At 63.8% G+C, this 20,080-nt stretch carries 21 protein-coding genes; 5 read left to right on the top strand and 16 right to left on the bottom strand.

Going from position 1 to position 20,080, the window contains the following annotated elements:
- Nucleotides 1–268: 268 nt before the first annotated feature.
- Nucleotides 269–1,558 carry a citrate synthase gene (gltA, locus tag AC1RWL_RS12655; RefSeq protein WP_256115978.1) on the top strand — a complete coding sequence of 430 codons (1,290 nt, stop codon included), beginning with the start codon at nucleotides 269–271 and terminating at the stop codon, nucleotides 1,556–1,558.
- Between the two features lie 31 nt (nucleotides 1,559–1,589).
- Here the strand turns inward: gltA and lpxB are convergent, their stop codons facing one another.
- The 14 genes from lpxB to AC1RWL_RS12585 all read right to left on the bottom strand — a co-directional run bounded on the left by lpxB (nucleotide 1,590) and on the right by AC1RWL_RS12585 (nucleotide 15,877).
- The gene (lpxB, locus tag AC1RWL_RS12650) at nucleotides 1,590–2,762 is read right to left on the bottom strand and encodes a lipid-A-disaccharide synthase (RefSeq protein WP_493094552.1); all 1,173 of its coding nucleotides are present in this window, start codon (nucleotides 2,760–2,762) and stop codon (nucleotides 1,590–1,592) included.
- Complete coding sequence (locus tag AC1RWL_RS12645) at nucleotides 2,759–3,637, bottom strand: LpxI family protein (protein ID WP_493094553.1); 879 nt, start codon at nucleotides 3,635–3,637, stop codon at nucleotides 2,759–2,761. Before AC1RWL_RS12645 ends, lpxB begins: the two co-directional genes overlap by 4 nt.
- Nucleotides 3,638–3,642: 5 nt before the next feature.
- Nucleotides 3,643–4,458 (bottom strand): acyl-ACP--UDP-N-acetylglucosamine O-acyltransferase, encoded by an 816-nt coding sequence (lpxA, locus tag AC1RWL_RS12640; protein WP_256116188.1) that lies wholly within the window; start codon nucleotides 4,456–4,458, stop codon nucleotides 3,643–3,645.
- Nucleotides 4,455–4,922, bottom strand: coding sequence for a 3-hydroxyacyl-ACP dehydratase FabZ (gene fabZ / locus AC1RWL_RS12635; protein ID WP_256115982.1), 468 nt, complete (start codon nucleotides 4,920–4,922; stop codon nucleotides 4,455–4,457). Before fabZ ends, lpxA begins: the two co-directional genes overlap by 4 nt.
- Nucleotides 4,915–5,979, bottom strand: a complete 1,065-nt coding sequence (gene lpxD, locus AC1RWL_RS12630) for a UDP-3-O-(3-hydroxymyristoyl)glucosamine N-acyltransferase (RefSeq protein WP_493094942.1) — start codon at nucleotides 5,977–5,979, stop codon at nucleotides 4,915–4,917. Before lpxD ends, fabZ begins: the two co-directional genes overlap by 8 nt.
- Before the next feature lie 49 nt (nucleotides 5,980–6,028).
- Nucleotides 6,029–8,359 carry an outer membrane protein assembly factor BamA gene (bamA, locus tag AC1RWL_RS12625; protein ID WP_435267169.1) on the bottom strand — a complete coding sequence of 777 codons (2,331 nt, stop codon included), beginning with the start codon at nucleotides 8,357–8,359 and terminating at the stop codon, nucleotides 6,029–6,031.
- A 263-nt stretch (nucleotides 8,360–8,622) separates the two neighbouring features.
- Complete coding sequence (rseP, locus tag AC1RWL_RS12620; RefSeq protein ID WP_493094554.1) at nucleotides 8,623–9,756, bottom strand: RIP metalloprotease RseP; 1,134 nt, start codon at nucleotides 9,754–9,756, stop codon at nucleotides 8,623–8,625.
- Between the two features lie 23 nt (nucleotides 9,757–9,779).
- Entirely contained in the window at nucleotides 9,780–10,613 is an 834-nt protein-coding gene (locus AC1RWL_RS12615; protein WP_493094555.1) for a phosphatidate cytidylyltransferase, read from the bottom strand.
- On the bottom strand, nucleotides 10,613–11,359 hold the full coding sequence (locus AC1RWL_RS12610) for an isoprenyl transferase (RefSeq protein ID WP_493094556.1): 747 nt from the start codon (nucleotides 11,357–11,359) through the stop codon (nucleotides 10,613–10,615). Before AC1RWL_RS12610 ends, AC1RWL_RS12615 begins: the two co-directional genes overlap by 1 nt.
- Nucleotides 11,360–11,398: 39 nt before the next feature.
- Entirely contained in the window at nucleotides 11,399–11,959 is a 561-nt protein-coding gene (gene frr, locus AC1RWL_RS12605) for a ribosome recycling factor (RefSeq protein ID WP_256115988.1), read from the bottom strand.
- A gap of 60 nt (nucleotides 11,960–12,019) precedes the next feature.
- A complete protein-coding gene (pyrH, locus tag AC1RWL_RS12600; RefSeq protein ID WP_256115989.1) occupies nucleotides 12,020–12,742 on the bottom strand; it encodes a UMP kinase in 723 nt (240 codons plus the stop codon).
- A gap of 187 nt (nucleotides 12,743–12,929) precedes the next feature.
- Nucleotides 12,930–13,856 (bottom strand): translation elongation factor Ts, encoded by a 927-nt coding sequence (gene tsf / locus AC1RWL_RS12595; RefSeq protein ID WP_256115990.1) that lies wholly within the window; start codon nucleotides 13,854–13,856, stop codon nucleotides 12,930–12,932.
- A 244-nt stretch (nucleotides 13,857–14,100) separates the two neighbouring features.
- The gene (rpsB, locus tag AC1RWL_RS12590) at nucleotides 14,101–14,862 is read right to left on the bottom strand and encodes a 30S ribosomal protein S2 (RefSeq protein WP_256115991.1); all 762 of its coding nucleotides are present in this window, start codon (nucleotides 14,860–14,862) and stop codon (nucleotides 14,101–14,103) included.
- A 187-nt stretch (nucleotides 14,863–15,049) separates the two neighbouring features.
- The gene (locus tag AC1RWL_RS12585) at nucleotides 15,050–15,877 is read right to left on the bottom strand and encodes a cell envelope integrity EipB family protein (RefSeq protein ID WP_256115992.1); all 828 of its coding nucleotides are present in this window, start codon (nucleotides 15,875–15,877) and stop codon (nucleotides 15,050–15,052) included.
- 135 nt (nucleotides 15,878–16,012) lie between these two features.
- Between AC1RWL_RS12585 and AC1RWL_RS12580 the strand changes: the two genes are divergently transcribed.
- From AC1RWL_RS12580 to AC1RWL_RS12565, 4 genes are all read left to right on the top strand, one after another.
- Nucleotides 16,013–16,477, top strand: a complete 465-nt coding sequence (locus AC1RWL_RS12580; protein WP_493094557.1) for a RidA family protein — start codon at nucleotides 16,013–16,015, stop codon at nucleotides 16,475–16,477.
- Complete coding sequence (locus AC1RWL_RS12575) at nucleotides 16,477–17,202, top strand: glycerophosphodiester phosphodiesterase (protein WP_493094558.1); 726 nt, start codon at nucleotides 16,477–16,479, stop codon at nucleotides 17,200–17,202. Before AC1RWL_RS12580 ends, AC1RWL_RS12575 begins: the two co-directional genes overlap by 1 nt.
- A 1-nt stretch (nucleotide 17,203) precedes the next feature.
- Nucleotides 17,204–18,391: a GNAT family N-acetyltransferase gene (locus tag AC1RWL_RS12570; protein WP_493094559.1), complete on the top strand. Its 1,188-nt coding sequence runs from the start codon at nucleotides 17,204–17,206 to the stop codon at nucleotides 18,389–18,391.
- Nucleotides 18,392–18,500: 109 nt separating this feature from the next.
- Nucleotides 18,501–18,929 (top strand): HIT family protein, encoded by a 429-nt coding sequence (locus AC1RWL_RS12565; protein ID WP_493094560.1) that lies wholly within the window; start codon nucleotides 18,501–18,503, stop codon nucleotides 18,927–18,929.
- Here AC1RWL_RS12565 and AC1RWL_RS12560 read toward each other — a convergent pair whose 3' ends face one another.
- The gene (locus AC1RWL_RS12560) at nucleotides 18,930–19,274 is read right to left on the bottom strand and encodes an AzlD domain-containing protein (RefSeq protein WP_493094561.1); all 345 of its coding nucleotides are present in this window, start codon (nucleotides 19,272–19,274) and stop codon (nucleotides 18,930–18,932) included.
- Nucleotides 19,271–20,011, bottom strand: a complete 741-nt coding sequence (locus tag AC1RWL_RS12555) for an AzlC family ABC transporter permease (RefSeq protein ID WP_435267163.1) — start codon at nucleotides 20,009–20,011, stop codon at nucleotides 19,271–19,273. The genes AC1RWL_RS12560 and AC1RWL_RS12555 overlap by 4 nt, the downstream gene beginning before the upstream one ends.
- Between the last annotated feature and the right edge of the window lie 69 nt (nucleotides 20,012–20,080).

Here is a 20,080-nt window from a genome sequence, read left to right as displayed (position 1 = left end):
GGCGCGAGAATCTTCAATCAAAAGTAGGGTGAATTAATACTAAGCCAAACAGAAAGCATGCGCCCTCCGCAACGTGAAAACCACCCTCAGAAGTTGCTTGCAACTTGCCGGAAAGGGTAGATATTGCGTTGCCGGAAAGCCCGTTATCGCAATGCACAATTTGCCTTTGGTATCGCTTGGCAGCGCATCGTAAATGGGCTAGCAAAACGAGCATGTTCATGGTTGCGGCACGAAACTGTGCCACCATTTGAAACAACGGAGGATCGTTATGACAGGAACAATCGCGGATGTATCGTTCGGTGGCAAGTCGGTCGAGCTGCCGACGCGATCCGGCACGATCGGTCCCGATGTGATCGACATCGGCACGCTGTACAAGAATACCGGCGCCTTCACCTACGATCCCGGCTTCACCTCCACCGCCTCGTGCGAATCGAAGATCACCTATATCGACGGCGACGAAGGCGTGCTCCTGCACCGCGGCTACCCGATCGAACAGCTTGCCGAACACGGCGACTTCCTCGAAGTCTGCTACCTTCTGTTGTACGGCGAACTGCCGACCAAGACCCAGAAGGACGACTTCGACTACCGCGTCACGCACCACACCATGGTGCACGAACAGATGAGCCGCTTCTTCACCGGCTTCCGCCGCGATGCGCATCCGATGGCCGTCATGTGCGGCTGCGTCGGCGCGCTGTCGGCCTTCTACCACGACTCGACCGACATCACCGATCCGCACCAGCGCATGGTCGCCTCGCTGCGCATGATCGCCAAGATGCCGACAATCGCCGCCATGGCCTACAAGTACCATATCGGCCAGCCCTTCGTTTACCCGAAGAACGACCTCGACTACGCGTCGAACTTCCTGCGCATGTGTTTTGCCGTGCCCTGCGAGGACTATGTGGTGAACCCGGTTCTGGCCCGGGCCATGGACCGCATCTTCATCCTGCATGCCGACCATGAGCAGAATGCCTCGACCTCGACCGTTCGCCTCGCAGGCTCTTCGGGCGCCAACCCGTTCGCCTGCATCGCGGCCGGCATCGCCTGCCTCTGGGGCCCGGCGCACGGCGGCGCCAACGAAGCGGCGCTCAACATGCTGGCCGAAATCGGCTCGGTCGAACGCATTCCGGAATATGTCGCCAAGGCCAAGGACAAGAACGATCCGTTCCGCCTGATGGGCTTCGGCCACCGCGTCTACAAGAACTACGACCCGCGCGCGCGCATCATGCAGAAGACGACGCACGAGGTTCTCGGCGAGCTCGGCATCAAGGACGATCCGATGCTGGAAGTCGCGATGGAACTCGAGCGCATCGCGCTGACCGACGAATACTTCATCGAGAAGAAGCTCTATCCGAACATCGACTTCTACTCCGGCATCACGCTGAAGGCGCTGGGCTTCCCCACCACCATGTTCACCGTGCTTTTCGCGCTCGCCCGCACGGTCGGCTGGATCGCCCAGTGGAACGAGATGATCGAAGACCCGGAACAGCGCATCGGCCGCCCGCGCCAGCTCTATATCGGCGAACCGAAGCGCGATTACCTGCCGGTTTCCAAGCGCTGATTTTTCGGCAGAACGACATGAAAAAGCCCGGTCAGTTTCGACCGGGCTTTTTTGTTGCGAGGAGATCGAGGATGACGGCCGCGCCGGTCTCGCCGGGCGGGCGCTCGGTCTGCATGCGCTCGTAGACGAGGTCATATCCCTCCAGCATGGCGCGGCGCTCGATCGTGTCGGCGGAAAGCCGCTCGAACCAGCGCGTGAGCGCACCGGGGCGCACCATGTCGTTCAGGTATTCCGGCACGACGGCATAGTCGGCAATGATATTGGGGATCGCCGCGGTCCAGACCCGGATCCGGCCGAGATAGAGGTTCGCCAGCCAGTCGAGCCGATAGGTGGAGATGACCGGCACGCGGGCGAGCGCCAGCTCCAGGATGACCGTGCCGGACGCCGCAATCGCGGCATCGGCCTCGGCAAAGGCCTGCCATTTTTCGGCGGTGGAGAGTGTGATCTGCGGCTTCACCGGCCAGTCGGCCGTCAGCTTGCGCACGAGCGCCTCCTGCCGTGGCAGGGTCGGCAGCAGGAAACGCGTGCCAGGCCTGCGGGCGGTCAGCTCCCGGGCGGCCTCGCCGAAGGCCGGCAGCAGGCGGCTGATCTCGGTGCTGCGCGAGCCGGGAAGCAGCAGGCAGACGGGTACGCTTCGCTCCGGCCGGGCGAGCCTTGCAGCGCGCACGCGCTGGATATCGGGATCGCCGATCAGCCGATGGCCGACATAGGTGGTTGCGGGGCCGCCGAGGCGCGCCATCACGGCCGGCTCGAAAGGCAGCAGCGCGAGCACATGGTCGACATAGGCGCGCATGCGCGGCGCGCGCTCTTCCTTCCAGGCCCACACACTCGGGCAGACATAGTTGACGACCGGCAGGTCCGGCAGCGCCTTGCGCACGCGGCGCGCGACGCGGTGGGTGAAATCCGGGCTGTCGATGATGACGAGCACGTCCGGGCGCGCGGCGATGATGGCCTCCGCCGTCTGGCGGATGCGGCGCAGCAGCAACGGCAGGCGCTTCAGCACCTGCGAAATGCCCATGATGGAAAGTTCGGAGAAGTCGAACAGCGATTGAAGCCCCTGCCCCTGCAGCGCCTCGCCGCCGACACCGATGAGGTCGATTTCGCCGGCATGGGCCTTGCGCAGGGCCGCGATGAGGTCGCCGCCAAGCAGGTCGCCGGACACCTCGCCGGCGATGATGCCGATTTTCAAGGGCCTTTCCGTCATCGCCGCGCCTCCGTCCGTTCCGGCACGATGCCGGTGACGAAGAGGCCATGCGCATCCGCCTCGGCCACCAGCGCCGCGCGCTCCAGCACCAGCGAGCGCCCGGCCTCCACCGCAATGCCGGCAAGCCCGGCGGCATGGGCGCGGCGCAGGGTTTCGACGCCAATCGACGGCAGGTCGGCGCGCAGGTCCTGTTCCGGCTTGCAGAGCTTTACAAGCACACCCTTGCGGCGGGTGGAGATTCGGCCCGCGGCGCGAAGGCCAGCGACCCGCTCCAGCATCGCATCCGTGCCCTCCGCGCCCTCCAGCGCCACCACGCGGCCGCCAAGCGCGACGGCGCCCTGCCCCACATCGAGCCGACCAAGCGCGAGCGCGGCGGCAGCGGCGGCGGCAATGTCGGCTCCAGCGGCTTCGTCCGGCGCGACGGCCCCGAGCGGGCCTTCGCTGCCGAGAAGATCTGGTACAATGTCCTGCGCGCCGACGACACGTACACCCTCGGCCTCGATCAGGCGGATGACCATCTTCAGCACGGTATCGTCGCCGCCCTTCAGCAGCGTACGCACGACGGACGGCAGGGCTGTAAGCGCCTTCAGCGGCGCGCGGATATCGCGCCATTCCGGGCGGCGGCGCACGGAGCCGGACAGCACGGCGCGGCCGATGCCCTCAGCGCGGAAGGCCGCGCCGATGCCGGCATAGTTGCCGATCGAGATCACCTGATGGTCGAAGCCGGACCAGTCCTGCACGGACTCGTCGGTGAGGGCGAGAATGTAGGGATTTTCACCGCGCCCGCGCGCCGCGTCCGCGACGTAGCGCGGCAGCAGGCCGCCGCCGGCGATGATGGCCAGCCGGTCGCGCGCGAGGGGCCGGCCGTCCGCCATCTCGCTCAGCCCTTGCCGCGGTTCGGCGAGGAGAGCGCGCGATCGCTGTCGGCAGCAATGAAATCGAGGATGTGCATGACCGGCACGCAATCGGCATACTCATCGCGGATAGCGGCGGCATTGACGCGGATGGAACCCTCGCCGTCAAAAATCTGCTTGAAGGCGCGGCGGACCTGGTGGATCGTCGCCTTCTCCATGCCGGCGCGGCTCATGCCGACGACGTTGAGGCCGCCGAGCACGCCGGGATTGCCGTTCAGCATGCCGTAGGGAATGACGTCGTAAGAGACCGCCGAAAGGCCGCCGATGAAGGCCTGGCGGCCGATGCGGGTGAACTGGTGCACGGCCGAGCCGCCGCCGAGAATGACGCGATCCTCCACCGTCACATGGCCGGCGAGCATGACATTGTTCGACAGGATGATGTGGTTGCCGAGCTGGCAATCATGCGCGACATGCGAATTGGCGAGGAACAGGTTGTTGTCGCCGACGACCGTCCTGCCGCCGCCCTCGGTAGTGCCGGCATTCATCGTCACGCCTTCGCGGATGACGCAGTTCGCACCCACGGTCAGCGTCGTCTCGGCGCCGTCGTGGTGTATGCTCTGCGGATCACCGCCGACGACGGCATTGGCGAAGATGCGGGTGCCGCGGCCGATATCCGTGCGGCCGGTGACGACCACATGCGTCAGAAGCTCCACGTCATCGCCGAGAACGACCTTGGCCCCGACATGGCAGAAGGGGCCGACGACGACGTTCTCACCGACGACCGCCCCGTCCTCGATGACGGAGAGCGGATGGATCTTCGCGCTGGCGGCAATCATTTTCAGGCGTCTTCCTTCTTCACGATCATCGCGCCGATATCAGCTTCGGCGACAAGTTGCCCATCAACTTTTGCATCGCAATGAAACTTCCAGATATTGCCGCGCTGCTTCTGCTTCACGACATGGAACTCGACGCGGTCGCCGGGCACGACGGGCTTGCGGAAGCGGGCATTGTCGATGGTCATGAAGTAGACGAGGTTGGAGCCGGAGCGCGATTTGCGCGCGCAGATGGCGCCTGCGGTCTGCGCCATGCCTTCGATCAGCAGCACGCCGGGCATGATCGGATGATCGGGGAAGTGGCCCATGAAATGGGGCTCGTTCACCGTCACGTTCTTGATGCCGATCGCCCGTTCGTCGCCGTCGATCTCGATGATCTTGTCGACGAGGAGGAAGGGGTAGCGGTGAGGAAGTAGCGTCAGGATTTCACGCAGGTCAGCCACGCCAAGCGTTGCCTTGGTCTCTTCACTCATCATTGCCCCCCTTCTTCTGGACTCGAGTGCTGGAACGCATGGCGATCTCCGCCATGTCGCGTAGGAAGTCGCGCATCGGCCGAGCCGGAACGCCACCATATTTCTCGCCTGCCGGGATATCGGCAACGACGCCGCTCATCGCGGCGATCTGTGCGCCGTCACCGATGGTGATATGGCCGTTGATGCCGGCCGCCCCCCCGATCATCACGCCATCGCCGATGCGCGCGCTGCCGGCAATGCCGACGCCGCTGACGATGCCGCAATGGCGGCCGATGCGCACGTTGTGGCCGACCTGGACCTGGTTGTCGATCTTGGTCCCCTCGCCGATCACCGTATCGTCCATCGTGCCGCGGTCGATCGTGGTGTTCGCGCCGATCTCCACATTGTCCTGGATGATGACGCGGCCGATCTGCACGATCTTGATCATGCCGGGCTTCAGGCCCGGCGCATAGCCGAAACCATCCTGGCCGACGCGCACGCCGGGATGCAGGATGACATTGTTGCCGACGAGCGCGCACTGCACCGTGGTGCCGGCGGCAATCGAGCAATTGCGGCCGATCCGGACACCCGCACCGATGATCGCGCCGGGGCCGATATGCGTGCCCTCGCCGATCTCCGCGCCCTTGCCGATCACCGCCATCGGTTCGATGGACACGCCGGGCTCGATGCGCGCTTCAGGATCGACATAGGCGCCGGGCGCAATGCCCACCGCGGACGTCATCGGTTCCGGCCGCATGGCAGAGCCGTGCAGCAACTCGCCGGCGAGCGCGAAAGCGGTGTGCGGGCGCGTGGAAAGCAGGACAGCGACATGCGACGGAACGAGCGCCGCAAGCGATCGGTCGCAGAGGATGGCCGAGGCCGCACAGGTCGCGAGCTCGCCGCGGAATTTACGGGAGAGGATGTAACAGAGGTCGCCCTCTTTCGCCCGGTTGACGGGCGAAACGCTGCTCACGACGCGGTCGGCATGCGCAACATCGGCAAGTTCCGCCCCAAGCGTCGCCGCAAGATCACCCAGACGAATGCCGTCATGGGGCGGAAAAAACCAGTTATGCTCCATCGGCATGACTCCAGAACGTCCGTTTTCTCGCAGTTCTGGACTGCCTATATCAGAACTGCGTCGCGATGCCGAACTTGAAGCGCTGCACCTCGTCGAAGTTTTCCTTCTTGACCGGAACCGCGTAGTCGAGACGCAGCGGACCGAACGGCGAAGCCCAGATCACGCTAGCGCCGACAGAGGCGCGGATGCTCATGCTTTCGCCACGCACCCGGTCGGCTGCGACCGTCTTGACGTCGTTGCCGTAAAGCGTGCCGGCATCGGCAAAGAAGGCGCCGCGCAGGCCCGAATCCCGAGAGATGAACGGCAGCGGGAAGGATGCTTCGGCAGACGCCGTGAAGTAGGTCTTGCCGCCGAGAGCATCGTCCGTCGACGTCGCGCGCGGGCCGATGCCGCCCGATTCGAAGCCGCGAATGTCGCTGGCCGAAAGCGTGAACTGGTCGAACACCTTCGTGTCGCCGCGGCCCCACATGTGGCCACCGCTGACCGAGAGCGAGCCGATGACATCGGCATCTTCGAGCAGCATGTGGAAGTAACGTGCCTTGCCCGAAATCTTGTAGTAGTCCGAATCGCCGCCGAGGCCGGCAAATTCCTGGGTGATCTGGGCAAACATACCTTCACGCGGCAGCGTGCGGTCGTCGATCGTGTCATAGGTCACGCTGTGCGAAACCGAGGAGCGAACCCAAGGACCTTCGGTGACCACGTAACGGTAAGGCGACGACAGTTCGTCGAGATCGCCGGAATTGTAGTCGAGCTTCGTGTAGCTGTAGCGCAGCGACGTCGACAGGTCTTCCGTGATCGGCGCCGTCACGCGCAGCGTGAAGCCCTCCGTGTTGACGCTGTAGTAATCTTCGCTCTCGTCTTCGTTCTTGAAGACATCGAAGCCGGCAGCCAGGCGGTAGCCGAGGAAATAGGGCTCCGTGAACGACAAGCTGTAATCGCGCGAGTTCTCGCCGCCACCGGCAGCCACGCGGATATACTGGCCGCGACCGAGGAAGTTCTTTTCTTCGACCGACGCTTCAAGCTTGATGCCGCCGTTCTTGCCCGTTTCGTAACCGGCGCCGATACCGAACGAACCGGTCGACTGATCCTGAACATCGACCACCAGGACGACGCGGTCGGACTGGCTGCCCGGCGCGGTCGTGATGTTGACCGTAGAGAAGTAACCGAGAGCCTCCAGGCGGCGCTTTGCGCGCGTGATGACTTCCTGGTTGAAGGCGTCGCCTTCACCGATATCAAACTCGCGGCGAATGACGTAGTCGCGTGTGCGGGTGTTGCCGCGGATTTCGATGCGCTCGACATAGGCGCGCTCGCCCTGGTCGACGAGATAGTCGACGGCGATGGTGCCGTTGCCGAGGTCGCGGTTGCCGCGCGGCGTCACGCGGGCAAACGGATAGCCATTAGCCGCAACGCGCTTGGAGATTTCCGACATCGTGTCCTGCACGTCGCGGGCGCGGTAGGTGCTGCCAGGGCGCGATTCGACGAGGCCCTGAAGCTCCGCGCCATCGATGCCTTCGACCGTCGATTCGACGTTCACCTGACCGAAGTCGTAGCGCTGGCCTTCCTCGACCGTGAAGGTCACAACATATTCGTTGGAGGATTCGTCAAGCACGGCTTCCGACGAAATCACGCGGAAGTCGGCATAGCCGTTGTTGAAGTAGAACTGGCGCAGCGACTCCTCGTCAGCGCGCAGCTTGTCTTCGCTATAAACGTCCTTGCGGGTAAGGAAGGACAGAAAGTTCGACTTCTTGGTGACGATGACGGCGCGCAGACGGCTGTTGCTGTAGGCTTCGTTGCCGACGAAATTGATCTGCGAGATCTTCGTGCGGTCACCTTCGTCGACGATATAGGCGAGGTTCACGCGGCCGTTGCCGAGCGGGTAGACCTGCGTCGTGACGGTGGCGTCACTGCGGCCGATCGCGGCATAGGCATCGCGGATCGCCTGCTTGTCGGCTTCGACGGCGGTTTCGCTGTACGGACCGAGCGACTGCGAGCGCAGGACGCCCTGCAGCTTGTCGTCCTTGATTTTGCGGTTGCCGTTGATGACGACCTGGTTGATGAGCTGGTTTTCATCGACGACGACGACGAGCGTGCTGCCGGAAACCGAGATCTTCACATCGGAGAAGTAGCCGGTGGCAAACAGGCGGCGCACGGAGGCGTCGATATCGGCGTTGGAAAAGGCCTTGCCGGGCACAATGGTGACATTGGCCTTGACCGTATCGGCGCTGACGCGGTCAGCGCCATTCACCTGGATGCTGCGGATGACGGCGGCCTCGGCGGCCGTGGCGGAGACAAGCGTGGCAAAAGAGCCGCCCGTGACAACCATCGTGGCCGACAATGCAACGGCCGACACGGCGTTCAAAAATTTTGAACCAGCTTTCATCTTCACTACTTACCTTCGTTTCAACGTCCCGGCAGGCGCGTACGCCCGATTCCGGTCACGTTTGCCGTTTTAACCGCTTTTGCCATCTAAGCAAGGTCACGCGTTAATTTCTGTTTACTTCAATTCCAACCGTGGCCCGAAGGTCACTACATCCGTTTCATTACGGTAAACAGAGCGTTAGCACGACTGCGTCGGCGAGAGCGGCACCCCTTTTGATTCCCTGCCGGCAACGCCGGCATTCACTGCCGGTAGCCCGGCAAACCTCAGCCGAGAAGCATGGATATGTCGTTCCAGGTCGCAAAGACCATCAGCATGAGCACCAGCGCCATGCCGATGCGAAATGCGATCTCCTGCGCCCCGGGCCCGACAGGCCTGCCCCGGATAGCCTCCACCGCATAGAACATCAGATGGCCGCCATCAAGTACCGGAACCGGCATCAGGTTCAAAAGTCCAATGGAAACAGAGAGAACGGCAGCCAGCTGCAGCAGAGCGGCAACACCCAGCGTCGCCATCTGGCCGGAAGCCTGCGCCACGCGGATGGGCCCGCCGAGCTGATCGGCCTTCATGCGGCCGGTGACGAGGTTCGCGAGATAGTCGAACGTGCCCGTCACGATGTGCCAGCTTTGCAGCACGCCCTGCCCCACGGCCTCGACCGGGCCATATTCCACGACGCGGAAATTGCCGGTTTCCTGGTTGGTAACGATGCCGATCAGGCCGAGCTCGATCTTGTTGCCGAACTGATCGGTGATCTCGGTGCGCTTGGGCACCATCGGCAGGACGAGATCCTGGCCATCGCGGCGCACCGTGACGTTGATCGTCAGTTCCGGGCGCACGCTGACATAGCGGCGTACGTCGTCGAATGTGGTGACCGGATTGCCGTCAAGCGCCACGAGCAGGTCGCCGGGGAGCACGCCCGCCTCTGAGGCGGCGCTGTCCGGGCGCACTTCCGCGACGATCGGATCGGCGATCTGGCGGCCGTAGATGGTGAACATCACGGCGAAGATGGCGATGGCGAGCACGAAATTGGCGATCGGGCCGGCAGCGACCGTCACCGCCCTTTTCCACAGGGCAGCACCGAGGAACGTGCGCTTGCGCACCGCCTCCGGAAGTGCTGCGACCGCGTCATAGTCCGGAATGGAGGCCGGGTCGTCGTCACCGAGGAACTTGACATAGCCGCCGAGCGGGATGGCAGAAAGCTTCCAGCGCGTGCCGTGCCGGTCGTTGAACCCGAAAAGTTCCGGGCCGAAGCCGACGGAAAAGGCGGTGATGCCGATGCCGGACCAGCGGCCCGCCAGGTAGTGGCCCATCTCGTGCACGAAGACGATGAGCGTCAGCACGACCAGGAAGGGAATGATATAGCCCGTCACGAACCCAACGGAGCCAGCCAGCATTTCCATGAGCAATCCCCAATGTGTCGCGATTACGGGCCGAAAAGGAACACGCCGGCCGGCGTGTTCGCGGTGCCCGACACGATCGCATCGCCAAGGGCAATGAGGAACGCGGCGAAGCAGGCAAAAACAAGGCCGTCAACCCGGTCCATGACGCCGCCATGTCCCGGAATGAGACGGCTTGAGTCCTTCACGCCGAAACGGCGCTTGATGAAGGACTCGAAAAGATCACCAACCTGGCTGAAAACCGAGAGCACGAGCGCCATGACGGGCACCCAGAGACCGTTCAGCGAAAAGAACGCCATGTGAACCAGCGTGCCGGCGATGACGGCGGAAATCGCCCCGCCGATCGCCCCCGACCAGGTCTTTCCCGGCGAGATCGGCGGCGCGAGTTTTGGCCCGCCGATGGCGCGTCCCACGAAATAGGCGAGAATATCCGTCGCCCAGACGACGGCGAAGATGAACAGCATGGCGGCAAAGCCATGCGCGGTATCGCCGCGGATGGCGGCCAGCGAAATCGCCGTCAGGCCGGCATAGACGATGCCGCCGGCAAGCCAGCCGCTGCCCTGCAGGGCGAAGGCATAGACGATGCCGATCAGCGTCGCGCCGATCAGCGCGGGCATGGCGAATTCGTCGATGCCGAAGACCACCAGAAGCGCGATGACGCCGACCGACAGCCAGCCGAAGGCATTGGCGCGGAAATCCGTCTCCGGCAGGCGCGTGATCGTCGACCATTCATAATAGATGAGGAGCGCTATGGCCGAGGCGAGCACGCGGAAGGCGAAACCGCCGAGCCAGGTCGCGACGAGCACGACGATGGCCAGCACGATGCCGGAGAGGATGCGCAGACGCAGTTCACTCCGCATCAGGAGCCCACCGCAAGCGTCTTTGCGGCCTGCAAGCCGCCGAACCGGCGCTCGCGCATGGAATAGCGCGACAGCGCGGCAAGAAAGGTCTCGCGCGAAAAGTCGGGCCAGAAATCGGGAACGAACATCAGTTCGGCATAGGCCGCCTGCCAGAGCAGGAAATTCGACAGCCGCTCCTCGCCGCTGGTGCGGATGATGAGGTCGGGGTCGGGAATGCCGGCGGTATCGAGCGAGGCGCCGATGCGCTCCGAGGTGATCTCGGCCGGATCGAGACGGCCGGCGGCAACCTCGACGGCGAGCATGCGCACCGCCCGGGCGATCTCGTCGCGCGAGCCGTAGTTGAAGGCGATGACCAGCGTGATGCCGCTGTTCGCCCGCGTCGTGTCTTCCGCTTCCAGAAGCAGCGGCAGGATGTCGCTCGACAGGTTCGATTTGTCGCCGATGACGCGGATGCGCACGTTCTCCCGGTGCAGAACCGCAAGGTCGCGCCGGATGAAGGTCTTCAGGAGGCCCATGAGATCGGTGATCTCGCTCTCGGGCCGGCTCCAGTTTTCCGAGGAGAAGGCGAAGAGCGTGAGGTAGCGCACGCCGCTTTCGGCGGCCGTGCGCACAGCCTCACGCACGGATTCGACACCCTTGCGGTGTCCCATGGCACGCGGCAGGCCGCGCGCACTCGCCCAGCGTCCGTTGCCATCCATGATGATGGCGACGTGTGCCGGTACGGTGCTGGGCGAGAGTTGGTTCATGAGCGATCCGGAATGGAGAAAAGATGCGAGGCGGGCGCCTCAAACCTGCATGATTTCCTTTTCCTTCTCGGCAAGCAAGCGATCGACGTCCAAAATCGTCTCGTCGGTCATCTTCTGCACCCTTTCGGATTGGCTGCGGCTCAGATCCTGGCCGATATCGCCATCCTTTTCGGCTTTCTTGAGGTCGTCCATGCCGTCACGGCGCACATGGCGGATCGCGACCTTGGCCTTTTCGGCATAGTCATGCGCGACCTTCACAAGCGACTTGCGGCGCTCTTCGTTGAGCTCCGGCAGCGGGATGCGCAGGTTCTGGCCGTCGATGATCGGGTTGAGGCCGAGATTCGATTCGCGGATGCCGCGCTCGACGGCGCCGACCATGCTCTTGTCCCAGACGGAAACCGACAGCATGCGGGGTTCCGGAACGGAGATGTTGGCGACCTGGTTCAGCGGCACGCGCGAGCCGTAGGCTTCGACCTGCACCGGATCGAGCACGTTGGCCGAGGCGCGGCCGGTGCGCAGCGACGCAATGTCGTTCTTGTAAGCGGAAATCGCGCCATCCATGCGGCGTTTCAGTTCCTTCAGGTCAATACCTTCACTCATCGGAATACTCCCATTTTCACGGAACGGCTGCACGCATCGGGCGTGCTCGCCTCTTGAGAATCAGTTGTCGGTTACGATGGTACCGCGCCCGCCACCCGTCAATATTTCGGCGAAACCGCCCTTTTCATGGATGGAGAACACGATGATCGGGATGTGGTTTTCCCGCGCCAGCGCAACGGCGGCGACGTCCATGACGGCAAGGCCCCGTTCCAGCACTTCGCTGTGGGTCAGGCGGTCGAAGCGGGTGGCGTGCGGGTCCTTTTTCGGATCGGCGGAATAGATGCCGTCGACCTGCGTGCCCTTGAAGATCGCCTCGGCGCCCATTTCGGCGGCGCGGAGCGCTGCGGCAGAATCGGTCGTGAAGAACGGGTTGCCGGTGCCGCCGGCGAAGATCACCACGCGGCCGAGCGACAGATGATAGAGCGTGGCGCGCTGCGAAAAGCTCTCGCAGATTTCCGGCATGGCGATCGCCGAGAGAACGACGGTGTCGATATCGAGCTTGCGCAGCGAGGTCGCGAGCGCAAGCGCGTTGATGACGGTCGCCAGCATGCCCATGTGGTCGCCGGTCACCCGGTCGCCACCCTTGGAGGCCACCGCCACCCCGCGAAAGATATTGCCGCCGCCGACGACGACACCCACTTCCACGCCGAGCGCGCGGGCTTCGGCGATGTCGGAGGCGATGCGATCGGCGACCGCGACATCGATGCCGAAGCCTTGCGAGCCCATCAGGGCCTCGCCGGAGGCTTTCAGCAGAACACGTTTATAGATTGGGTTGGCCGTCATGGTCGCTCCTGAACTCGTGAACCTGCTCACCCGATCGGGCAGCCGGCCAGAACCGGGAGCGGTTCGGCACAGGGCAACCCTCGCCGCAGAAGAAAATTCGGGGCAGGCATTTCGGCAAGCCGGATACACGAAGGGCGCCGCGTTGTCACGCGGCGCCCTGTTCTTTTCCCGATTGGGATTAAGAAAATCAGCCCTTGGCCACAGCCGCGACTTCGGCAGCGAAGTCCGTCTCTTCCTTCTCGACGCCTTCGCCGAGCAGGAGACGGGCCATGCCGACGACTTCGATCGGCGCGCCGACGGTCTTTTCAGCTTCCTTGACGGCAGCGCCGACGGTGATGTCGGGGTTCATGACGAAGGCCTGCGACAGCAGGGCGACTTCTTCGAAGAACTTGCGCATGCGGCCTTCAACCATCTTCTCGATGATGTTGTCCGGCTTGCCGGAAGCGCGCGACTGCTCGATGAAGACGTTGCGTTCGCGTTCGGCGACGGCAGCATCGACTTCTTCGGCGCGGATGGCGAGCGGAGCCGTTGCGGCAACGTGCATGGCGACCTGGCGGCCGATGGCGTTGAGGGCTTCCTTGTCGCCGGTCGACTTCAGCGCCACGAGAACGCCGAGCTTGCCGAGACGGTCAGCGGCAGCGTTGTGGATGTAGGTCGCAACGACGCCGTCTTCGACCGACAGCAGGACCGAGCGGCGCAGGTTCATGTTCTCGCCGATGGTGGCGATGGCGTCCTTGATCGTGTCGGTGACCGACTTGCCGGTTGCCGGGTAGGTGGCGGCGCCAACGGCTTCAACGGTGCCGTCGGTGGTCAGCGCCACGTCGGCAACGCCGCGCACGATCGTCTGGAAGGCATCGTTGCGGGCAACGAAGTCGGTTTCCGAGTTGACTTCGACGACGACGGCCTTGGTGCCGGAGGTGGCGACGCCGATGAGGCCTTCAGCGGCGGTGCGGCCCGACTTCTTGTCGGCCTTGGCGATGCCCTTGGCGCGCAGCCAGTCGATTGCTGCTTCGATGTCGCCGTCGTTTTCAGCCAGCGCCTTCTTGCAGTCCATCATGCCTGCGCCGGACTTTTCGCGCAGTTCCTTCACCAGTGCAGCGGTGATTTCAGCCATTGTGAGCCTCTTGTCGGTTCTTGTTGCGTGCCGCCGAGAAACCCCGGCGAACTCAAGGTTTTGGGAACGAATGTACCCGGAAATATGACAGGGTGATGAAGATCACCTCCGACCTGCCGCCTTAACCACGACCCCGGGGATCGCCGGCAGACAGGGTCTTCAAACAAGCCGAGGCCAGGGATCGTCTCTCTGGCCTCGGTTATCTCAGATAAGCGGGAGCGAATGTTTCGCTCCGACCTCGGCCTTACGCTTCGGCTTCGAGTTCCGGCTCGACCGGAGCCTCGGCGGAGGCGCCGAGGTCACGGCCCGATGCACCCTGCTGGCGCGCGATGCCGTCGATGGCGGCGCGGGCGATCAGGTCGCAGTAAAGGGCGATGGCGCGCGAGGCGTCGTCGTTGCCGGGGATCGGGAAATCGATCGGGTCCGGATCGCAGTTGGAGTCGATAACGGCGACGACCGGGATGCCGAGACGCTTGGCTTCCTGGATCGCGATCGATTCCTTGTTGGTGTCGATGATGAACATCAGGTCCGGCGTGCCGCCCATGTCGCGGATACCGCCGAGGGCCTTTTCAAGCTTCTCGCGTTCGCGCTCGAGGGTCAGGCGCTCCTTCTTGGAATAGCCGGAGCCTTCCGAGTTCAGGATCTCGTCGAGCTTGCGCAGGCGCTGGATCGAGTTGGAGATCGTCTTCCAGTTCGTCAGCATGCCGCCGAGCCAGCGAGCGTTGACGTAGTACTGGGCCGAACGCTTGGCAGCGTCGGCGATGATGTCGGACGCCTGGCGCTTGGTGCCGACGAACAGAACGCGGCCGCCGCCGGCGACGGTGTCGGACACGACCTGAAGGGCGCGCGACAGGAGCGGAACGGTCTGTGCCAGGTCGATGATGTGAACGTTGTTACGATCGCCGAAGATGTACGGCTTCATCTTCGGGTTCCAGCGGTGGGTCTGGTGGCCGAAGTGAATACCAGCTTCGAGAAGCTGGCGCATAGAGAAATCGGGCAATGCCATGCCTTGTTATCCTTTTCCGGTTGAACCTCCGCAAGGCGAACAGCATCCCCTTGGGGAATGCCACCGGGCGGAACGGTCCGGATTTCTCCCGGACGATCCCATGCCTTACGTGTGGAATGGCTGCCCCATACCCTCAGTTTCCGGGCAAATCAAGGGCAGCGGGTTAAAAAATGCGATCGCGGGGCGCTTACTTGCACTCCTGCTGCTTGAACATCTCAAGCTTGGCGAGCTTTCCGGTCAGCGAGAACTCGCCATAATCCATGGTGAGGTCGCGGGTGATGCCGTTCTCGTAGAGCTTGAAGGACATGCGGTAGACCGGCAGCGCGTCGCCCTCGCTGGTGTCGTTGTAATAGGCGATCGACACCGGCCAGAACGCATCCTTGGAAAAATCGCCGGCCTTGGCGGCGTCGAGGTCGCCGGCCTTCGGCGTTTCCTTCTTGCCGACCACGGCAGTGGTCAGCAGCGTCTTGTCGCCCGCATCCGAGCCATCGTAGATGCGCGATTCGAAGAAGCGGTCGCCCTTCTTGGCGTGATCGATGACTTCCAGCATGTGTTCGGTCGGAAAGCGGCTGGCGGCGAGCTCCACCTGGCGGTTGTCGGGCGCCGTCAGGTCGACGCTGACGCCCTGCTTCTCCTCACGGGCGGAGCCGCGCACTTCCTTGTCCAGCTTCTCGTCGGTAAAGGAGCGGGTCAGGAAACGGAAGCTGCCGTTCTTCAGGTCCTCGTAGGTGGTCGTCTGCTGGTCGGTGAGGCGCGTCTCCTCGCCGGTATTGACCTGCGTGACGAAGCGGAAGCTCACGGTATAGCCGTCGCAGGGACTGCCGTTGAACTCGTAGACCATGCGGCCATACATGCCGGCGATGCCCGAGCGCTCGGTCGCATCCTTGAGCTGGAGGTCGTAGACGGCACGGTGCGGCGCAAGCCCGGTCGCCGGCGTGGCAAAGGCGCTCGAGACGCCGCTGCCGGCGAAGCATGCCCCGGCCATGGCGGCCGCGACAAAGGCTGAACGAAACATCCGTTTCCTCCTGTTGAAGTCGGTCGCGATGTTATAAGAACTCTTCCGGCAAAAGCGAGGCAATATCCGCGCGCTGCCCTATTCATTTCGATATCGCGCCGGCAGGCCCGAACGCGAGCAACGACGGAGACCGCAATGTCCGCTGAAATCGAGAATCGCGTCAAGGAACTGGGCTACGAAATCCCCGTGGCAGCGGCCCCCGCGGCCAATTATGTGCCCTTCGTCATCAGCGGCAACGTCCTCCACATTTCCGGCCAGTTGCCGATGCTCGACGGCAAGCTCGCCGTGACGGGCCATCTCGGCAAGAATGTGGATGTCGCGGGCGGCCAGAAAGCGGCGGAATTGTGCGCACTCGGCCTGCTCGCCCAGGCGAAGGCAGCCCTCGGCGACCTGTCGCGCATCAAGCGCATCATCAAGATCAACGGCTTCGTCGCCTCCGCCCCGGACTTCGTCGAGCAGCACCTCGTCATCAACGGCGCGTCCAACTTCCTCGTCGGCGCGCTGGGTGAGGCCGGCAAACATGCCCGCGCCGCCGTCGGCATGGCCGCGCTGCCGCTCAACGCCGCCGTCGAGATCGACGCCATCATGGAAATCGCCTGATGCATAAATTCAACTGGCTGACCGAGAGGCCGATCGCCCATCGCGGCTATCACGACCTCAACCGGGCCGTCTGGGAAAACACGCTTTCCGCATTTTCGCGCGCGGCCGATGCCGGTTTCGCCATCGAATGCGACCTGCAATATACCGCCGATGCCATTCCCGTGGTCTTCCATGACGACGACCTGAAGCGCCTGTGCGGCATCGAGGGCGACGTGCGGGCGCGCACCGCCGGCGAACTCGGCCTGCTGCCGGTCGGCGGTACGGCGGACCGCATTCCGACGCTCAACCAGTTGCTTCACCTCGTGAAGGGCCGCGTGCCGCTGGTGCTGGAACTCAAGGGCCGCAAGGGCGACGACGAAGGTTTCGCCATGGCGGTGCTCGACGCGCTGGAGGACTATGAAGCCCCCGTCGCGCTGATGAGCTTCGATCACTGGCTTTTGAAGGATCTCAAGGCTCTCGGCACCAGCCGCCCCGTCGGCCTCACGGCGGAAGGCGCGCGGCCGGAGAATTTTGCGGTGCACGAGGAGGCGATGCAGCTCGGTCTGGATTTCATATCCTATCATTACGGCCACCTGCCGAATGCCTTCATCAGCAAGGAGCGAGACCTCGGCAAGCAGATCATCACCTGGACCGTGCGCGACGACGAAGCGCGCACGATCACGGCGCTCAACGCGGACCAGATGACCTTCGAAGGTTTCGACCCGCGTGAGGCATTGACGGCCTGACATGGTCGAGCCCGTGCGCATCCGCGTCGAAACGAGCTTCGCCGATATTGCGGCGGACCAATGGGGGCGCCTTGCCGGCGCCTCCAGAGGCGCCGCGCACATGCCCTACAACCCCTTCGTCAGCCACGCTTTTCTGTCGTCGCTCGAAGAGTCCGGCTGCGCCACCGCCGAGACGGGCTGGCTCGGCCAGCATCTCCTGCTGGAAGGTGACGACGGCGCTATCCTCGGCGCCCTGCCCGCCTATCTCAAGAGCCACAGCCAGGGCGAATATGTCTTCGACCACGGCTGGGCCGATGCCTTCGAGCGCGCCGGCGGGCGCTATTATCCGAAGCTGCAGGCCGCGATCCCGTTTACGCCCGCGACCGGCCCGCGGCTGCTGCACCGCCCCGACCAGCCGCTGATCGAAACGCAATCCGGGCTCGCCGAAGGCCTGAAGGAGCTCGCCCGTCGGCACGGCGCCTCCTCCGCGCATGTCACCTTCGTGCCGGAACAGGAAATGCCGATCTTCGAGGCGGCGGGCTACCTGCACCGCACGGACCAGCAGTTCCACTTCCTCAATGCCGGCTACGGCTCGCATGACGATTTTCTGGAAACGCTCGCCTCACGCAAGCGCAAGGCGCTGAAGAAGGAGCGCCGGGCGGCGCTGGAGCATGGGATTTCGATCGACTGGCTGACCGGGGCCGACCTGACGGAAGAAATCTGGGACCAGTTCTTCACCTTCTATATGGATACCGGCAGCCGCAAATGGGGCCGGCCCTACCTCAACCGCGAATTCTACAGCCTGATCGGCGAGCGCATGGCCGACGATATCCTGCTCGTCATGGCGAAGCGCAACGGCCGCTACGTTGCCGGTGCGATCAATTTCATCGGCGGCGATGCGCTCTATGGCCGGCACTGGGGCTGCATCGAGGACCATCCCTTCCTGCATTTCGAGGTCTGCTACCACCAGGCGATCGATTTCGCGATCGAGAAGCGGCTGGCGCGGGTCGAGGCGGGCGCCCAGGGCGAACACAAGCTCGCGCGCGGCTATCTGCCGGCCATCACCCACTCGGCCCATTTCATCACCCATCCGGGCCTGCGCCGCGCCGTCGCCGACTATCTGGAACGCGAGCGCCGCGATGTGGAAATGATGGGCGAATATCTTGCCGAACACGGCCCCTTCCGCCACGGCGAAAACGAAAGCGACTAGAGCAATTCCAGCAAAAGTGCGTAGCGGTTTTGCGTGAAAACAAAGAGATAGAGCGTTTTCGTGCTTCGAAGAAAAGCGAAAATGCTCCAAGCATCATCGGGAGACGATCATGAGCGCCTACGACACCAACAACATCTTTGCCAAGATCCTGCGCGGCGAAATCCCCTCGCACCGCGTCTACGAGGATGAGCATACGGTCGCCTTCATGGATGTGATGCCGCAGGCGAACGGGCACACGCTCGTCATCCCCAAGGCGCCCTCGCGCAACATCCTCGATGCCGATCCTGAGACGCTTTCGCGGCTTTTCCCGGTCGTGCAGAAGGTTGCCGTGGCGGCCAAGGAGGCTTTCGAGGCGGACGGCGTGACGGTGATCCAGTTCAACGAGCCGGCCGCCGGCCAGACCGTCTACCACCTGCATGTGCACATCATCCCGCGCGTCGAGGGCGTGGCCCTGAAGCCGCATTCGGGCACGATGGAAGACCAGGGCGTGCTGGCGGCGAATGCCGAGAAGCTCCGGGTGGCGCTGGCGAAGGGCTGATCAGACCCCGAGAATGGCAAGACCCGCGGCCAGGAAACCGATGGCCGCGGCGATGCCGGCGATCTGGCGGAAGCGGCCGCCGACGAAGAAACACAGGCCACCGAACACCACGGAGCCCAGCCGCAGCCAGAGCGGCGAGGCCTCCAGCGTGCCGGTCGGGAAGAAGATCAGCTTGGCGATGACCGCGGCGACGAGCGCGGTCGCGACCGCCTTCACCCAGTTCAGCACCTCCGACTTCTCGTCGATGCGATTGCCGGCGAGAACACCCGCCCAGCGCCACAGATCGGTCGCAAGCCATCCGGCGACGGCGATGAAGACATAGGGCCAGAGGCCATCGAAACTCATGAACGCGCCTCCCGCTGGCGCAGCATCCGCTCACCCCACCAGGCGAGCGTGCCGCCGATCACGCCGGCAAGCAGGATATCGTATTCCGGCGCGACGATGGCGAAGAACCAGCCGAGCGCCAGCCCAATGCCGAGCGCCCAGTAGATCACCCGGTGGCGCGCGGAAATCCAGATCGAGGTCAAAAAATAGACCGGCGTCAGGAAGAACAGGCAGCCGGAGACGATCGGCGGAAATTCCGAGACCGCGCCGTAGACCAGCCCGACCAGCAGGATGTTGAGCAGCGTCAGCGTGATGCCGAAGCCGGCGAAGAAGGCGACGCGGCCGTCGCGCGGCACGCCGTTCACCCGCTCGATGGCGAAGACCCAGGCGGTGATGGCCACGAAATGCGAGAGGAACAGCAGCAGCCAGGTCGGCGTGCGGCTGGTCCGGATTTCCGGGATCAACGCCGCCACCATCGGCATCATGCGCACGGAGGAGAGCGTCACCGCGATGAAGGCGGTGAGAATGTGGGCGCCCGACAGCATGGAGCCGACGAGGATCACCTTGGCCGGCAGCGCCCAGACCATGCCGGTCATGAACATCACCTGCTCGACCGGAATTTTCGCCTCTGCCGTAAACGCCGCAAAGCCGACGAAGGACAGCATGAGGATGATCGCCGGCAGGCTGAAGATGCCGCGCATGCCAAGCAGGAACCAGTGGGTCTGGGATTGAGGGTCTGGCGCAGTCTCGGCCGTCATAAACGTCTCGGGTCTTCAACATAAAGAAAGCCGGGCAGTTACCTGCCCGGCTCATGGGATTTGTAAAGC

It is taken from the genome of Shinella sp. GW821-FHT10F02, from assembly GCF_058809275.1.
Note: the sequence above shows the minus strand (reverse complement) of the source record. Positions and strands in the feature narration are given on the sequence as shown.

Coding starts and splice junctions, on each gene's coding strand:
- gltA (WP_256115978.1), top strand. CDS start 269: ATGACAGGAACAATCGCGGATGTATCGTTCGGTGGCAAGTCGGTCGAG.
- lpxB (WP_493094552.1), bottom strand. CDS start 2,762: ATGACGGAAAGGCCCTTGAAAATCGGCATCATCGCCGGCGAGGTGTCC.
- AC1RWL_RS12645 (WP_493094553.1), bottom strand. CDS start 3,637: ATGGCGGACGGCCGGCCCCTCGCGCGCGACCGGCTGGCCATCATCGCC.
- fabZ (WP_256115982.1), bottom strand. CDS start 4,922: ATGAGTGAAGAGACCAAGGCAACGCTTGGCGTGGCTGACCTGCGTGAA.
- lpxD (WP_493094942.1), bottom strand. CDS start 5,979: ATGGAGCATAACTGGTTTTTTCCGCCCCATGACGGCATTCGTCTGGGT.
- bamA (WP_435267169.1), bottom strand. CDS start 8,359: ATGAAAGCTGGTTCAAAATTTTTGAACGCCGTGTCGGCCGTTGCATTG.
- rseP (WP_493094554.1), bottom strand. CDS start 9,756: ATGGAAATGCTGGCTGGCTCCGTTGGGTTCGTGACGGGCTATATCATT.
- AC1RWL_RS12615 (WP_493094555.1), bottom strand. CDS start 10,613: ATGCGGAGTGAACTGCGTCTGCGCATCCTCTCCGGCATCGTGCTGGCC.
- AC1RWL_RS12610 (WP_493094556.1), bottom strand. CDS start 11,359: ATGAACCAACTCTCGCCCAGCACCGTACCGGCACACGTCGCCATCATC.
- frr (WP_256115988.1), bottom strand. CDS start 11,959: ATGAGTGAAGGTATTGACCTGAAGGAACTGAAACGCCGCATGGATGGC.
- pyrH (WP_256115989.1), bottom strand. CDS start 12,742: ATGACGGCCAACCCAATCTATAAACGTGTTCTGCTGAAAGCCTCCGGC.
- tsf (WP_256115990.1), bottom strand. CDS start 13,856: ATGGCTGAAATCACCGCTGCACTGGTGAAGGAACTGCGCGAAAAGTCC.
- rpsB (WP_256115991.1), bottom strand. CDS start 14,862: ATGGCATTGCCCGATTTCTCTATGCGCCAGCTTCTCGAAGCTGGTATT.
- AC1RWL_RS12585 (WP_256115992.1), bottom strand. CDS start 15,877: ATGTTTCGTTCAGCCTTTGTCGCGGCCGCCATGGCCGGGGCATGCTTC.
- AC1RWL_RS12580 (WP_493094557.1), top strand. CDS start 16,013: ATGTCCGCTGAAATCGAGAATCGCGTCAAGGAACTGGGCTACGAAATC.
- AC1RWL_RS12575 (WP_493094558.1), top strand. CDS start 16,477: ATGCATAAATTCAACTGGCTGACCGAGAGGCCGATCGCCCATCGCGGC.
- AC1RWL_RS12570 (WP_493094559.1), top strand. CDS start 17,204: ATGGTCGAGCCCGTGCGCATCCGCGTCGAAACGAGCTTCGCCGATATT.
- AC1RWL_RS12565 (WP_493094560.1), top strand. CDS start 18,501: ATGAGCGCCTACGACACCAACAACATCTTTGCCAAGATCCTGCGCGGC.
- AC1RWL_RS12560 (WP_493094561.1), bottom strand. CDS start 19,274: ATGAGTTTCGATGGCCTCTGGCCCTATGTCTTCATCGCCGTCGCCGGA.
- AC1RWL_RS12555 (WP_435267163.1), bottom strand. CDS start 20,011: ATGACGGCCGAGACTGCGCCAGACCCTCAATCCCAGACCCACTGGTTC.